This window comes from Xenorhabdus sp. NBAII XenSa04, from assembly GCF_963866145.1.
Classification (GTDB): domain Bacteria; phylum Pseudomonadota; class Gammaproteobacteria; order Enterobacterales; family Enterobacteriaceae; genus Xenorhabdus; species Xenorhabdus indica.
Map to the genome: position 1 here is coordinate 1 of NZ_CAWMEB010000090.1, position 15,487 is coordinate 15,487.

Sequence of the window (15,487 nt, forward strand, 5' to 3'; positions counted from 1 at the left end):
GAACCGGATGGCTTTTTTGCATTTTGGGTAATAATTTATTTTTTCAGTTCTTATCCATTATTTTTGCGAGAATATGCAGCCAGTACGGTTCTTTCTGATAAATCCAGATAATCTTCCATTTTCTGCGTCGCTAGTTCTGTCTGGCCTGAATCCAGAAGCTCTAGAATATATGCATTCTTATCGACATAAGGAGCGTATAACAGTTCTGGTTCATTCAAAAGGCCAAAAGCTAAACGAAGTTCTGCCGAAATATTACGGTAGAATGTTATTAATCTTTCACTGTCGGTCAGTTCTACGATAGCGGCATGGAAACGCATATTGGCTGTACCAACTCCGACCCAATCTTGCCGATTTTGACATTGTTGGGCGTTTGCTACTGCTGCCCGCATTTTGGTAACAGCAGGATGCACAGGGTATGCTTGTGCAAGTGCTTGGCATTCAATCAGTTTTCTGACTCGATAGATATCAATAATTGACGCAATATCAGGTATTGCTACAAACACACCACGATTGGGTCGATGTTTTAATAACCCTTCTTGAGTAAGAGTGCGGAATACTTCTCGTAAAGTATTGCGGGAAATTCCAAGTTGTTCACTTAGGATTGCTTCTGATAAACGTTGTCCGGGTAATAATTCCCCGATAACCAGTTTATTTCTTATGATTTCTGTAATTTTCTTACTCAAAATTTGAGGAGAACTCTCTCTTTTCATAGTTATCCATTGGGTGTAGCTGAGAAAAGTACCTTTGGTGTTCAAAAGTTAATCTTCACATATTCTTGAATAACCAGCAAGTTACGATTATTTGCCTAACATAAAATAACATTATTCTTTTCATCCTAATCCTAAAATTGTGTATTTCAATGTCGTTTACCTCAATATGACATGCTTGAAAATTTGGTCGGGAATATGAATAAAGTGATCTCCGTTGGATTTTTACACTATATATACCAATTTTGTTTGATTGTTTTCTCGTCAGAAATTATCTATTGTTCAACGATATTACAATAATGATTTAACAATATGATAAATGTAATCGATTTAAACAGCGATCTCGGTGAGAGTTTTGGACAGTGGAGAATGGGAAATGATGAGGAAATGTTGGGGATTGTCAGCAGTGCAAATGTTGCCTGTGGTTTTCATGCAGGTGATCCGGCAGGAATTTTGCAAACTCTGAAATTAGCGAAGGAAAATCAGATCGTTATTGGGGCTCATGTTTCTTATCCTGATTTAGTTGGTTTTGGCCGTCGTAATATGGATCTTGCCAGCAATGAACTTACCGCAGATGTGATTTATCAGATTGGTGCTTTGCAAGGATTGGCTACATCAATAGGAACAACAATCAGTTATGTAAAACCACACGGCGCGCTTTATAACACGATAGCTAATGATAAAAAGCAGGGTCTGGCGGTTATTGAGGGCATATTGGCAATTAACCCAAATCTTGCATTGATGGGATTAGCTGGCTCAAATATCCTCCGGCTGGCGCAAAAAAAAGGTCTGAAAACTATCTCTGAGGCCTTTGCAGATCGTGCCTATACATCGAAAGGAGAATTGGTTTTCCGTCGTGAAGAAGGTGCTGTATTGCATGATGCTAACTATGTTGCACAGCGTATGTTGCAGTTAGTGACAGAGGGAGGAGTAGAATCTATTGATGGAAAATTCACCCCTATTGAAGCAGATTCTATTTGTGTACATGGTGATAGCTTAGGGGCGCTGGATATGGCCAGACAAATAAAAACTGTCTTGCAACAGGCAGGGATCACCATTCGATCATTTATCCATTCATAACCACATAGATTAATGATTTCAGGAGATAGCCTTGCGTTTTTTACCTGTTAATTTTAATTCCATTATGGTTGAACTCAGCGGATTGACAGAAACACTGATGTTGTTTGATTCGCTGAATATGACACCGCTTTCTGGGATTGAGGAGATTATTCCGGCGGCAAGAACTTTAATGATCCGTTTTCACCCGATGACAATTTCAGTTTATCAATTGGTCGATGAGATTCAGAACCGAAGTCTGCAAACATGCCGCTATGTGAGTGGAAAACAGGTTGAGATCCCTGTGTGTTATAACGGTGAAGATTTAGCTGCTGTTGCTGAAATATTGGGAACTTCAGTACAGGACGTTATACGCCAACACGCCGAAAATGAATATAGGGTGGCTTTTACTGGATTTGCGCCTGGTTTTGCTTACTTGGTTTCGGATATTGCACAATGGAATATTCCACGTCGCAAAACACCAAGAACACGTATTCCCGCGGGCACAGTTGCCTTGGCGGGGGAGTTCAGTGGCATTTATCCTCAGGCAAGTCCTGGTGGTTGGCAACTGATTGGTATTACGAATAAACGCATGTGGGATCTTTCGCGCCCTGAACCTGCTTTATTACAACCGGGTGATCGTGTCAGCTTCCGAAATGTTGAACGAGGTATTGTAACGGTAAGTCTACCTGAAAAATCGTCTATTCCTGATGAAATTTTTGCTGAAATGTCTCCAGAGGGAGTTTTTTGTTCTTTGGAAATAGTATCTGTCGGACTACAAACGTTATTCCAGGATTTAGGGCGTTTGGGAAAATCAAGTTTGGGGATATCGGCATCTGGTGCCATGGATAAAAGTGCCTTGCGTAGTGCAAACCGTATCGTTGGTAACTCTTCTGATAAAGCGTGCTTAGAAATAGTACAAGGGGGATTTAGAGCTGTCGCCAGAGGGAAAATAATTATTGGGGTTACCGGGGCTTTATGTCCAATTCAGATCAAAACCCCGTCAGGGGAAATTTTGCATGTGAATACTTACAAACCTATTGATTTAAATGATGGAGATGAAATCATATTGGGAATACCCAATGCGGGAATGCGTTCTTATCTGGCTGTCAGAGGTGGTTTTATTGTTCCTGAAGTGCTGGCCAGTCGTTCATTTGACACACTGTCTAGTATTGGCCCTGTACCACTAAAACCTGATGATAGACTTATCATAGGGGAAACATCTCATTGTACAGCGGTATCTATTTCTGAAACACCGGCATTCGTAATGCCAAATAAAGATGACGTTGTAGTATTAGATATATTCTTTGGCCCTCGTACTGATTGGTTTGAGCAGACATCAATTGATTTGTTGCGAAACCAAATCTGGCAGATAACTCCACAATCCAACAGGATTGGATTGAGGCTAAATGGTGAGTATGCACTATCACGTATTAAGCACAAAGAGTTACCAAGTGAAGGAACTTGCAGTGGTGCGATACAAATTCCGGCCGATGGGCAGCCAGTATTGTTTCTGGCAGATCATCCTGTGACGGGTGGATATCCTGTTATTGCTTCTGTGGCACATTACCACCTTGATCTTGCTGGTCAGATTCCGATTAATGGCAAAATTCAATTTAATCCTATCAATCAATTCCACGAAATCCAGGGGAGTAAATAGCAGCAATGGACCCTACTGTTAACAATGTAAAAAAGACTACAAATAAAGTATTGATTGCCAATCGTGGTGAAATTGCTGTTCGCATTATTCGTGCTTGTCGTGACTATGGCATACAGACGATAGCTGTTTATGCAGATTCTGATATCGATGCACAACACGTACAATTAGCAGATGAAGCGTACGCTTTAGCAGGAAACAGACCTACAGAAACCTATCTTAATATTCCACGCTTACTGGAAATTGCAAAGCAAACGCAGGCAACGATGATCCATCCCGGATACGGTTTTTTGTCTGAGCGAGCTGAATTTGCCCGTGCTGTAATCGATGCAGGATTGATTTGGATTGGCCCTAATCCTGACACAATTGACGAATTGGGAAATAAAGTTAAGGCACGTAAAATTGCCCGGCAAGTGGGTGCTCCTTTGGTGATAGGAACCACAGAGCCTGTCAAAGATGTGCAGGAAGTTATTGCTTTTACAGAGGAACATGGTTTACCGATTGCCATTAAAGCCGCATTTGGTGGTGGAGGTCGTGGTTTGAAAGTGGCCTGGCGACGAGATGAAGTTGAAGAACTTTACTATGCCGCAGTACGTGAAGCAACAACCGCTTTTGGGCGAGGGGAATGTTTTATCGAACAGTTCCTGAATAAACCGCGTCATATTGAAGCGCAAGTGATTGCAGATAAATACGGTAATATCGTTGTACTTGGCACCCGTGATTGTTCCTTGCAGCGTCGGAATCAGAAACTGGTAGAAGAAGCTCCGGCTCCCTTTTTAACTCAGCAGCAACGAGAACGCATTCATGAAGCGGCAAAAGCGATTTGTGCGGCAGCCAATTATATCGGAGCGGGAACGGTCGAATTTTTGCTCAGTACTGATGGCACACTCTCTTTTTTAGAAGTGAATACTCGCTTACAAGTTGAGCACCCTGTTACGGAAGAAACAACTGGGATTGATTTAGTTATTGAACAGTTGAGGATTGCAGAAGGTTATCCGTTAAGCATCCAAAAAACACCCGCACCAAGAGGGCATTCGTTTGAATTTCGCATCAATGCGGAAGATGCAGGAAAAGGTTTTTTACCCACTTCCGGCACTATTACAACGTTTCTCCCGCCTTCTGGCCCTGGTATTCGTCTGGACTCTGGTGTAATGAGTGGTTCTACCATTCCCGCTGCTTTTGATTCATTGATGGCAAAACTGATTGTCACAGGAACAACGCGTGAACAAGCTCTTGCCCGTGCACGTCGGGCATTACAAGAATTTAAAATCAGTGGAGTAGCCTCTGTTTTACCTTTCCACCGAGCTGTAATCGGACATCCTGATTTTGTCTCAGGAGATAATTTCAACGTTCATACCCGTTGGATTGAAACAGATTTTGCCGATGAACTGGAAACTTCGCTACGTCAGATCCCTGCTGAGGATAAGCATATCACCCGCACCTATATTGAAATTGATGGTCGCAGGCATGAATTGGGCTTGTCATCAGATCTATTGGCAGGTTTAGCAAGGTTAGCGTCTGTCAGTGAGAAGCAATCTTCTCAGCCGATAATAAAGCAAAAAACGCCGCAAGATCCCCACCAGGTAAAGGCACCTATTTCCGGCATTCTGCATTCTTGGTTGGTGCGGGAAGGGGAGAAAGTTAATGAAGGTGATGTGATTGCCATGATGGAAGCCATGAAAATGGAGGTACAGATCCGTGCAAATTGTTCAGGGAGAATCACATTCTGCGTTCAGGCAGGGAATTATCAGGATGCAGATAGAGTCTTAGCCAGAATAGAATATTAATATTTTATCTAAAAAACCAACGGGTATAAGTTTATACCCGTTTCAGCTTTGAGGTGAAGATCTCACTCAGGCTCTTTATCGTCATTAACTTCTTCATTCTATTCAATAAATAAACTTGTCTTTATGGACTCAGGTCGTTAACAAATCTTCGCTAGGAACTAAGAATAGTTGGATTTATTGGGACATGATTCCGAATTCAAATAGTTAAAATTAACGATAGTCACTTAAGGTTATTTACATTTCCTATAGAAATATAAATAATAATAATTATCAATCATGTTTTAACTGAAGAATGTATGTCTAAAATTACCAAAATTTACGCAAGCTTGGCTAAAAGTGGCCTGTGTGTTCCTCTGATGTCAGCATCAATGTTGACAGTCGCTGTTTCTACTAACGCATTTGCAAACACCGAAGGGTCAATCAAAAAATCAACGGCAACGGGCGATACACTCGTTGTTATTGCAGGTAACAATGCAGAACAAGAGAGTGGAAAAGTCAACCGTAACGAAATTAAAGTCAGACAGGCACAAAGCGTCGGTGAGATTTTAAAGAATGTACCGGGCGTTCAAGCGGGTCACCCTAGCGCTTTAGGGCAGCGCTTTAAAATCCGGGGCATGGATGATCAGTTCATCAACGTAACGGTTGATGGTGCACGGCAAGAGGGATATCACTTCCATCATGCGGGGAACTACGGTATAGACCCTGAAATGCTGAAGCAAATTGATATCAGCGTTGGTACGAATAGTATCACCTATGATACCGGAGCCCTTGGCGGTGCATTAAAATTTGAAACCGTTGATGCGGGTGATTTATTAGAACCGGGCCAATTATTTGGTACAAAAGGTAAATTAAGTTATGTCAGTAATGGTTCTGAGTTCCAGCAATCTTTAGCAACTTATGGCAGAGTGGGAGCCGTTGATTTATTAGGCTATTTTAACCATCGTAACATAAATGATGCTGAATCGGGCCGAGATAGCCGCGGAAGAGATTCAATTCCTACCGATGGGAAACTGGTCAATTACTTATTAAAAGCGAAATTCAATCTGACTGATGATCAGTACATCAGTGTATCAAAAGAACATTATCAGAATGATGCGGATACTAATTTCAGATTGAATTTTGGCCCGGATATCAATAAAGGGAAAAAAGGAGCGTACGCTTTAGAGCGTGATGCTTATAATCTTACTTACAGATATGTACCAGTCGATAATGACTTCATTGATTTAAAAATTTCTGCCTATCACACAGAACAAAACTTCAATCATATGAGGGAAGTCGGTGGGCCTGGAAAGGGATTTGACAGTATTGTTGAAACCCAAGGCATTAGGGCGCGTAATGTCTCTAATTTTGATACCCAGAAATTATCCCATGTTTTAACTTATGGGTATGAATATTTTGATACCAGAATGGCATACACTGATGTATCAGAAAATATACACAAAAAAGCAGTAGAAACAGGAAAGTCATCATCTGTTTATTTGGAAGATGATATTCAATTTGCTGATTTCCATATCATACCAGGTGTCAGATGGGATCATTACAAATACAACACTATCAATAAGAACCATGAACCTTTTGAGAGAACTTATGCTCGTTTCTCAAAAGCACTTGGTTTGAAATACGAACCTGGAGCATCAACCACATTATTTGCCAATTATACCGAACTTTTCAGAGGGCCATTGGGCAAAGAGATTGGTCTTGGGCCAAGCAATCACAATGCTAACTTGAAAACTACAACAGGGTACAACTTAGAAACTGGCGTAGCGGGAACATATCCTAGTGTTTTTGCTGAAAACGACTCATTTACTGTAATTGGTAAAGTATTCCAGACCAATTTCAAAAACCTGTCGACGACTTTAGCTAAAAGAGAGCTACAAAACATCCCAAAATCCAGATTAGAAGGGTTTGAATTAGCGACCAAATATAAACTGGATAACTTGTCCTTGAGAGCGACTTACGCCAAAGCGAATAATCAAATTATGCAAGGTAATGAGTTGTTTGACAGAAGATTAGAGTTCACACCAACTATTGGTGATTCTTTCACCATTGGTGGAAATTACTTGTTTGATAAAACCGACATTGAACTCGGTTGGAATTCCCGATTTGTCCGGTCAGCAGACGCGAAAGGGACAGATAGTGGTCGGGTTGTAAATGTACATAAATCAGGATATGGCGTCAGTGATGTGTATATTTCCTGGGCTCCGAAAACTGGCTCATTTAAAAACACAGAAATCCAGTTTGGTATCGATAATATCTTCGATAAACGTTACAACGAACAGTCTTACTATCTGAATATTTATAAAGGACAAGAAGAGAAAGGTCGCGCTTATAAAGCTACTATTTCTTATAAGTTCTAAAGTAAAGAAAATGCCTTAATTTTTAGGAAAAAGTCTGCGGATAAACCGCAGACTTTTTCCAAGATAGCTTGCTAAAATTAGCGCTATTACAGCGTAAAAATCCCAATCAAGGCAACCACAGTCAGAATCGCGGCTGCACCATAAAACACCCATTGACTGGCGGGAATATGAATTTTCAGATCGTGCATACCGTGATGAATACGGTGCAAACCACACCATAGTGGCAGGCTGATCATCAGTAGCAAAAAGATACGGCCAATAAAACTCTGGCAAAACATCAGAATGCGTTCATAAGAAAGCGCTTCCGGTGCCAGTCCCAGTGGCAGCAAAATACCCAGTAGCAGGATAATTGCAGGCCCAACAATGGCACTCCACATACCACCTGCCCCAAACAGGCCCCAGAAAATCGGTTCATTGGAACGTTTTGGTTCTTGATTCATCAGATCCTCCTTGGGGTTAGAGCAGTGCGACACCGAGAATCACGGCACTAGCAATGATAGTCGTTGCCCACAGTAGTTTGACAATCGGTCCTGGTAGCATTTTTTCACTTTTGACAATGATATTGAGCGCCTTAGGAGCCAGCTCAAACCACGTTTTGGTATGCAATAATGAAGCCAGCAAGGTGATAACATTAATCAGTAATATCAGCGGATTTTGCAAAAAAGAGACAAACCCCGCCCAATTTTCGGGGCCGCCTTTCAAAGCAAACAGGCCATAAAGCACTAAGAGACTGAACCAAACAGTGGGAATAGCTGTCCCTTCACGCAGCATATAGAATCGATAGAATCCCAATTTATGCCACCAATTAGGCTCCATGCCTCGTACATAAGGTTTACGTTTTGTCGCCATTACTCTTTTCTCCCTTATTATGGTTTCAGCATAGAGATAATGAAATCTTTAGCACTTTCTGCTTTGCTTTGTTGAATTGCCCCCGCTGGATCAACATGCTTTGGACAAACTTCAGAACAATAACCAACGAACGTACAAGACCAGACGCCATTATCACTGTTGATCTGTGGCATACGCTCTTTTTGGCCGTGATCTCGATTATCAAGATTATAGCGGTGCGCCAGTGTGACTGCGGCAGGGCCAATAAACTCAGGATTCAGGCCAAACTGCGGGCAAGCTGCGTAGCACAGGCCACAGTTGATACAACCGGAGAATTGATGATACTTTGCCATCTGTGCCGGAGTTTGTACATTCGGGCCATCAGAGGGTTTGCGCCCATTGCCGATGATATAAGGTTTGATCGCTTCCAGACTCTCAATAAAGTGAGTCATATCCACAACTAAATCCCGTTCAATCGGGAAATTCCCTAATGCTTCAACTTTCAGACCTTGCGGATAATCACGCAGGAAAGTCTTACAGGCCAGTTTTGGTACGCGGTTCACCATCATGCCGCAGGAACCACAGATTGCCATACGGCAAGACCAGCGGTAAGACAGGTCAGGAGCCAGATTATCCTTAATATAACCTAAGGCATCCAACAGAGAAGTCTGCTCATCGTAGGGCACTTCGTAAGTAGCAAAATATGGCTTGTTATCGATTTCCGGGTTATAGCGCATGACTTCCATTTTCATTTTTTTCATCTCAGTCATTCGCTTGCTCCTTCTGTTTTTTCTCTTGTGCTGCTGCTTCACCGCCATAGACCCGTTTTGCTGGTTGGGATTGAGTGATCTTCACATCACTGTATTCCAAATGTGGGGCACCTTCCGGGTTATAGAAAGCCAGTGTATGTTTCAGGAAGTTCTCATCATCACGTTCTGTGCAGCCTGTATCAAGGCGTTGGTGAGCACCGCGGGACTCTTTACGGTTCATGGCCGAGTGAGCCATACATTCAGCGACCTCCAGACCAAATCCCAGTTCAATGGTATAGAGCAGATCAGTATTGAATACACTGGCGCGGTCACTGATTTGGATGTGTTCAAAACGTTCTTTCAGTTCAGCAATATTATCAATTGTCTTCTGCATTAATTCAGGAGTACGATAGATACCGCACCCTTCTTCCATTGAAGTCCCCAGTTCATCGCGAATTTTCGCCCAACTTTCATTCCCTTTCTGATTCAGCAGTGTATTGAGTTTAGCTCCAATATCGCGAGCTTGCGCATCCAGTGCTTTTTCATTAGCTGATGTGGCTTCCTGAGCACGTTTGACAGCCTCTTCACCCGCCAGACGGCCAAAGACCACCAGTTCTGCCAGTGAGTTAGAGCCGAGACGGTTTGCACCATGCAACCCGACAGAAGAGCACTCCCCAATGGCAAACAGTCCTTTGATGCGGGTTTCACATTGTTGATTGGTTTCGATTCCGCCCATTGTGTAGTGCGCCGTCGGTCTTACCGGGATAGGTTCTTTGACAGGATCTACACCAACATAGGCTTTGGCTAATTCACAGATAAATGGCAAACGTTCGAGTAATTTTTTCTCGCCCAGATGACGCAGATCCAGATGCACAACATCACCACGTGGTGTTGCAATGGTTCGGCCTGCTCGCCATTCATGCCAGAATGCCTGCGAAACTTTGTCGCGTGGCCCTAGTTCCATATATTTATTTTCGGGATAGCCGAGTGGAGTTTCTGGCCCCAAACCGTAATCCTGTAGATAACGATAGCCATCTTTGTTAACCAGGATCCCACCCTCACCCCGGCAGCCTTCGGTCATTAGGATCCCTGATCCCGGTAAACCGGTTGGGTGATACTGTACAAATTCCATATCGCGCAATGGAATACCCTGGCGGAAAGCCATACCCATACCATCGCCTGTCACAATGCCACCATTGGTGTTATAGCGATATACACGTCCGGCACCGCCAGTAGCCATAATGACCGCATTTGCGCGAATTTGAACTTTGCTTCCTTCCATCATATTCAAGGCGACTAAACCACGCGCTTGACCTTCATCAACCAAAATATCGAGGACAAAATGCTCATCAAAACGCTGGATTTGAGGATATTTGAGCGAGGTTTGAAAGAGTGTATGTAGCATGTGAAAGCCGGTTTTATCGGCAGCAAACCATGTGCGTTCAATTTTCATGCCGCCAAAACGACGAACATTAATAGAACCATCTTCCTTACGGCTCCATGGGCAGCCCCATTGTTCCAACTGAATCATTTCTGTTGGACAATGTTTGACAAAATACTCAACCACATCCTGTTCACATAGCCAATCGCCACCAGACACCGTGTCATTGAAATGAAAATCATAGGAGTCATGGGCTTGAGTGACTGCGGCTGATCCACCTTCCGCGGCGACGGTGTGGCTGCGCATAGGATACACTTTGGAAATCAGGGCAATTTTAAGTTGGGGATGAGTTTCAGCCGCAGCGATAGCTGCCCGTAGACCTGCGCCACCGGCTCCGATAATTGCTAGATCAGCATTGAAGGTTTGCACTGGACTTCTCCATTGTTTAAGTGTGGGTTCAAACTAAATAAATCAAAAATCAGTTAAAAGAACCGTTGTGTTATTACTCATCTGTTTCTCTATTTTTGCTATGCTGAAGTAATATTTATTTTTATTTATCAATGCATTATTCGTAATGATGTTATGAATGATTTTCTATACTTTAACGAGGAAAGTTCACTATCTATTATTTTTTGTATGGTTTAATTATAGCGAATCGTGTCGGGGGTAAATTTGATATGAATGCGTATTTTGTGTGATTTTCCCTGCAAAACGTGATCTGACACAGATTTTCTACTTATTGGCATGATGTATGCAATGATGAAAAATAAATTTATCAAATTTTTTGATAAAATTAAGATATAAACACATACTGTAATTAATGACGATTTTATTTTTTAAAAATTATTAGTCAGAATATTAACTGAATAAAAAATACTTATTAAATAAGTCATTTAATAATAAGGTCTATCCGAACTATATTTTTAGGAAAAGCTTTATACATGATTTTTTTTAATGGAATATGGAGTTAAATATAAATATTTCTTAATTTTTGTAATGTTAATTGCGTGTTTTTTCCATTGATCAGTGATTTCAAATGTTTTCTTTGACATATCAAAAATCATCATCTAACTTTTATATATAACTTTTGATTAGAGTTTATTTTCTTTGGGGCACATTTAATAAGTTTTTAATTTTATGTTTATCCGAAGTTTAGAAGGGTAAAAAGGGAATGTAATATATTCTACTGAATAGGAGTGAGAAAATTATTGCATAATCATAAATCAATGTTTTTATCTCTATTCTATATAGGGTCTTAGCGCCAATAAAAATAGGGTGATTTCATTCTAATTAATTGGTGGTTATATTCTGATGATATTGTGATTTTCAATTCAGAATTAAATCTCTACGAATTTTGTTTGTATTTTTTATATAAATAATTATCTAAAGGAATAATCATATGAATATCAAAGATAAACCAGCATCAGCCAATACATTAACAAATACATTAACAGATGGTGAGGTAGAGTACGAAGTAAAAATTTTTAGGCTGCAGACTTATGGACGGGAAGATAGAAGTAGTAATGTTAGGATCACAATTTATCATCCCGAGTATGATTTCCTTTTTTATGAGCTTGCATCTCCTCATCAGGAGATAGGTGGGGTTGCCATATTCATGGGGTTATTGACGGCTATGCTCAACAGATCTTCAGTAAAAATAAAAGCTTCCAGATATCATGGTACACCACATGTTGGTTATATTTCAGAAGCTACATTTACCTGGGAGTAAAAATAAGTCTGACTAATTTACTTTTAAGAAATTTATTAATAACTAAAAATTAGTTAAAGGGTAATCACATGAGCAGCAATAATAAATCAGTATCAAATGAGAAACTAAACAACAATGACTCAACTGTTTTGAGCAATGTAAAAATTAAAGCACTAAAGGCTAATGTTTTATTTAGTAATATTGAAGTCTGTTTTTCGGATTCTGAAGGACATTATTTTGAAAAACATTATTTGGCATATCCTGAACACGATATAGGAGGAGTAGGATTATATTTCGTATTACTGTTAGCTTTAAATACTCCATTTCTTGTATCATTAAAACTTACCAATCATATTTCCCCAGAAGGGTTTCGTTACATTTCAGGTGTTATGGCTGATTTGATGATTGCTCCATCTGATTCAGACCCTCCTTGGGGATAAGATACATTTTTCTACTTTCTACTTTCTACTTTCTACTTTCTTTAAATCCAAATAGAATATTCTAGCACTTGGACATGGATGTCCATATTATTCAATGGAATTAAATGGCTTTTCATAATAGTGAGCCACTAAGGCTAGTGAGAGCTTGGCTCCTTGCGCCGCGAAGAGTCAAGCGGTGTCTTATCATTTTGGAAAGCTATTTAAAATGAAAGTTTAAAATTTATGTTTTATTATCTTCCATGCAGAGATAAGAGAAATTTTGGCTATTTGTATTGCCGAGAATAATTGCTCACTAATTCCATATTGAAAATTTGTCTGGCAAGCAGGATGCGGGTAAACTGCGCGTTTTGTTTTATCTTGGAGTCATTGGAACATGAACGAAGTCGCGGATTGGCAGCCAACTACCCCTATCGCCAACCTATTGAAAAGGGCAGAGATTTTGGCAGAAATACGGCGCTTTTTCGCAGATCGCGGGGTGTTGGAGGTTGAAACACCTGCCATGAGTCAAGCGACCGTCACTGACGTCCATCTTGTTCCTTTCCAGACACGATTTGTCGGGCCTGGCGCAGCGGGTGGCTTGCCTCTGTACCTGATGACCAGCCCTGAATATCACATGAAACGTTTGTTGGCAGCAGGCAGCGGTTCTATTTATCAGATGGGAAAAAGTTTCCGTAATGAAGAAGCGGGGCGTCATCATAATCCTGAATTTACCATGCTGGAATGGTATCGTCCGCATTACGATATGTATCGTTTGATGAATGAAGTAGATGATCTATTGCAGCAAATTCTGGATTGTGAAAGTGCTGAATCTCTTTCTTACCAGCAGGCATTTATTCGTTATTTGGATGTTGATCCTCTGACTGCAAGCAAGGAAAAACTGCGTGAAGTAGCGGCAAAACTTGATCTCAGCAATGTCGCTGATTGTGAAGAAGATCGGGATATCTTGTTGCAATTGCTTTTTACCATGGGAGTTGAAACGCACATTGGGATTGAGAAGCCAACATTTATCTATCATTTCCCTGCATCCCAGGCGGCACTGGCAGAAATCAGTAAAGAAGATCACCGTGTTGCCCAGCGCTTTGAAGTTTATTTCAAAGGTATGGAATTAGCGAACGGTTTCCGTGAACTGACAGACAGCAAAGAGCAGCGCTTGCGTTTCGAACAGGATAACCGGAAACGTGAAGCAATGGGGTTACCTGTACAACCGATTGATGAGTACCTGCTTGAAGCATTGGCTCATGGTATGCCGGAATGTGCCGGAGTTGCATTGGGCGTTGACCGCCTGATTATGCTGGCACTGGGTGCAGAGAGGATTAGCGAGGTGATCGCATTTCCAGTGGGGATCTCTTAACCTGGGTTTTTTGAGTATTAAAGGGGGCATTAAAGTTGTCCCCCTTTTTCATTGTGATATTGATTACTGATGTTCGTGATGTTTTTCCAGGAATTTCACGGCTAAATCAGGGAAATCTGTGAATGCACCATCAACATTCGCTTTATCAAAAACGATATCAAACAATTGATTTCCGCTGGTGGCATATTTTGGCAGTTGATCAATACGGATAGTGTATGGATGTACCACCAGATGGCTGGCGTGAGCTTCTTTCACCATGCCAGTCAACTTAATGTTGTTTGGTGTAGAATCACTGGCGATCAGCATATGGTAATCAGGGCCAATACCGTCAGCATATTTTGCCACTTCTTTCATTGCGCCTGGTTTAAACATCCAGTCATAACTGTAGTTCTGCCACGTGCCATCGGTTTTTTGCTCGTAGGTTTCATTCCAGTCAGTGTAAGCAATAAGTTGAACAAGTTTCAGATCCATTCCCAATTTTGGTTCCAGCTCATTTTTGATGCGTTTCAGTTCATTGGCATCAAAACATTGCAAATAGACTTTATCGCTCTTTTTGGTATAGCCATATTGTTTTAGGACTTCTAATACCTTAGTCGTAATATCTTTTCCTTCCTGACGATGGAACCATGGAGCTTTGATCTCAGGATAAATACCGATATTCTTTCCGGTAGATTTGTTCAGACCTTGAATAAATTCCAGTTCTTCTTGAAAAGTGTGGATACGAAAATCCGATTTTCCCATTGGAAAACGGCCAGGATAGCTTTGTACTTTTTTGCCATCCTTGATATCAAAACCTTCAGTGAATTTCAGAGATTTAATTTCTGGCAAAGTAAAGTCGATGGCATAATAACGCCCATCAGTACGGGCACGGTTTGGAAAACGTTCTGCGACATCCGTTACGCGATCAAGATAATGGTCGTGCAGTACAATAAGTTGATCATCTTTAGTCATAACCAAATCTTGCTCAAGGTAATCTGCTCCTTGCGCATAGGCCATTGCTTTGGCGGGTAATGTGTGTTCAGGTAAATAACCGCTGGCACCACGGTGGGCGATAACAATTTTATCTGTTGCGGCATGTGCAATACCTGACATTGATGATGCTAACAGAATACCAGCCATAATAGCCTTAATAGGGGTCTGCATAGGAGCTCTCCATTTATTCTAATAGGAAGTCTTGAATAAAAAATGATGATACTTACCACTGTACTGATTTTTCGTCGAAAGCCAGAGAAATAGGGAACATTCAGGCCAATTTTTTATATAAAATAAAGACATAACACAATCCTAAATATTGATTTTATCAGTGGTATGTCACAATTTTATGACATAAAAATTTTTTCGACAGGCTCTGTTTATATCTAACCCTGTTCTGTCTGTTATTAAAGGAACAGAAACATAAGATGGAATTGGTTTTTTTGTATTTAGATGATAATCAAATAGTCACTTTAAATGATGTAAACAGACAC

Annotated in this window: 13 protein-coding genes; 7 read left to right on the plus strand and 6 right to left on the minus strand. The window is 40.9% G+C overall.

What is annotated here, in order from left to right; genetic code table 11:
• Positions 1-50: 50 nt before the first annotated feature.
• Positions 51-710, minus strand: coding sequence for a GntR family transcriptional regulator (locus tag AAC147_RS04620; protein ID WP_047679175.1), 660 nt, complete (start codon positions 708-710; stop codon positions 51-53).
• Between the two features lie 309 nt (positions 711-1,019).
• Between AAC147_RS04620 and AAC147_RS04625 the strand changes: the two genes are divergently transcribed.
• The 4 genes from AAC147_RS04625 (at position 1,020) to AAC147_RS04640 (ending at position 7,564) form a co-directional block, all read left to right on the plus strand.
• Positions 1,020-1,787: a LamB/YcsF family protein gene (locus tag AAC147_RS04625; protein ID WP_047679177.1), complete on the plus strand. Its 768-nt coding sequence runs from the start codon at positions 1,020-1,022 to the stop codon at positions 1,785-1,787.
• Positions 1,788-1,818: 31 nt separating this feature from the next.
• Positions 1,819-3,423, plus strand: a complete 1,605-nt coding sequence (locus AAC147_RS04630) for a 5-oxoprolinase subunit B/C family protein (protein WP_047679179.1) — start codon at positions 1,819-1,821, stop codon at positions 3,421-3,423.
• Between the two features lie 5 nt (positions 3,424-3,428).
• Positions 3,429-5,207: an acetyl/propionyl/methylcrotonyl-CoA carboxylase subunit alpha gene (locus tag AAC147_RS04635; protein WP_047679181.1), complete on the plus strand. Its 1,779-nt coding sequence runs from the start codon at positions 3,429-3,431 to the stop codon at positions 5,205-5,207.
• 296 nt (positions 5,208-5,503) lie between these two features.
• On the plus strand, positions 5,504-7,564 hold the full coding sequence (locus AAC147_RS04640) for a TonB-dependent receptor domain-containing protein (protein ID WP_047679183.1): 2,061 nt from the start codon (positions 5,504-5,506) through the stop codon (positions 7,562-7,564).
• A gap of 86 nt (positions 7,565-7,650) precedes the next feature.
• Here AAC147_RS04640 and frdD read toward each other — a convergent pair whose 3' ends face one another.
• The 4 genes from frdD to frdA are packed head-to-tail and all read right to left on the minus strand — an operon-like array spanning position 7,651 to position 10,951.
• Positions 7,651-8,007 carry a fumarate reductase subunit FrdD gene (gene frdD, locus AAC147_RS04645; protein WP_187649464.1) on the minus strand — a complete coding sequence of 119 codons (357 nt, stop codon included), beginning with the start codon at positions 8,005-8,007 and terminating at the stop codon, positions 7,651-7,653.
• Between the two features lie 13 nt (positions 8,008-8,020).
• A complete protein-coding gene (gene frdC / locus AAC147_RS04650; RefSeq protein ID WP_047679186.1) occupies positions 8,021-8,413 on the minus strand; it encodes a fumarate reductase subunit FrdC in 393 nt (130 codons plus the stop codon).
• A 17-nt stretch (positions 8,414-8,430) separates the two neighbouring features.
• Positions 8,431-9,162 carry a succinate dehydrogenase/fumarate reductase iron-sulfur subunit gene (locus tag AAC147_RS04655; RefSeq protein ID WP_047679188.1) on the minus strand — a complete coding sequence of 244 codons (732 nt, stop codon included), beginning with the start codon at positions 9,160-9,162 and terminating at the stop codon, positions 8,431-8,433.
• A complete protein-coding gene (gene frdA, locus AAC147_RS04660; protein WP_047679190.1) occupies positions 9,155-10,951 on the minus strand; it encodes a fumarate reductase (quinol) flavoprotein subunit in 1,797 nt (598 codons plus the stop codon). Before frdA ends, AAC147_RS04655 begins: the two co-directional genes overlap by 8 nt.
• A gap of 970 nt (positions 10,952-11,921) precedes the next feature.
• On the opposite strand from frdA, the gene AAC147_RS04665 reads away from it, so the two are divergent.
• The 3 genes from AAC147_RS04665 (at position 11,922) to epmA (ending at position 14,021) form a co-directional block, all read left to right on the plus strand.
• Positions 11,922-12,251: a hypothetical protein gene (locus tag AAC147_RS04665; protein ID WP_047679191.1), complete on the plus strand. Its 330-nt coding sequence runs from the start codon at positions 11,922-11,924 to the stop codon at positions 12,249-12,251.
• Between the two features lie 68 nt (positions 12,252-12,319).
• A complete protein-coding gene (locus tag AAC147_RS04670) occupies positions 12,320-12,670 on the plus strand; it encodes a hypothetical protein (RefSeq protein ID WP_047679193.1) in 351 nt (116 codons plus the stop codon).
• A gap of 373 nt (positions 12,671-13,043) precedes the next feature.
• Positions 13,044-14,021 (plus strand): elongation factor P--(R)-beta-lysine ligase, encoded by a 978-nt coding sequence (gene epmA / locus AAC147_RS04675; protein ID WP_047679194.1) that lies wholly within the window; start codon positions 13,044-13,046, stop codon positions 14,019-14,021.
• Positions 14,022-14,084: 63 nt separating this feature from the next.
• On the opposite strand, the gene glpQ is transcribed toward epmA, so the two are convergent.
• Entirely contained in the window at positions 14,085-15,164 is a 1,080-nt protein-coding gene (glpQ, locus tag AAC147_RS04680; protein WP_047679196.1) for a glycerophosphodiester phosphodiesterase, read from the minus strand.
• Positions 15,165-15,487: the final 323 nt, after the last annotated feature.

Bases quoted from the DNA above. Each gene is read 5' to 3' on its own strand.
- AAC147_RS04640 (WP_047679183.1), top strand. From the start codon at position 5,504: ATGTCTAAAATTACCAAAATTTACGCAAGCTTGGCTAAAAGTGGCCTG.
- AAC147_RS04655 (WP_047679188.1), bottom strand. From the start codon at position 9,162: ATGACTGAGATGAAAAAAATGAAAATGGAAGTCATGCGCTATAACCCG.
- epmA (WP_047679194.1), top strand. From the start codon at position 13,044: ATGAACGAAGTCGCGGATTGGCAGCCAACTACCCCTATCGCCAACCTA.
- AAC147_RS04665 (WP_047679191.1), top strand. From the start codon at position 11,922: ATGAATATCAAAGATAAACCAGCATCAGCCAATACATTAACAAATACA.
- AAC147_RS04625 (WP_047679177.1), top strand. From the start codon at position 1,020: ATGATAAATGTAATCGATTTAAACAGCGATCTCGGTGAGAGTTTTGGA.
- frdC (WP_047679186.1), bottom strand. From the start codon at position 8,413: ATGGCGACAAAACGTAAACCTTATGTACGAGGCATGGAGCCTAATTGG.
- AAC147_RS04635 (WP_047679181.1), top strand. From the start codon at position 3,429: ATGGACCCTACTGTTAACAATGTAAAAAAGACTACAAATAAAGTATTG.
- AAC147_RS04670 (WP_047679193.1), top strand. From the start codon at position 12,320: ATGAGCAGCAATAATAAATCAGTATCAAATGAGAAACTAAACAACAAT.
- AAC147_RS04620 (WP_047679175.1), bottom strand. From the start codon at position 710: ATGAAAAGAGAGAGTTCTCCTCAAATTTTGAGTAAGAAAATTACAGAA.
- glpQ (WP_047679196.1), bottom strand. From the start codon at position 15,164: ATGCAGACCCCTATTAAGGCTATTATGGCTGGTATTCTGTTAGCATCA.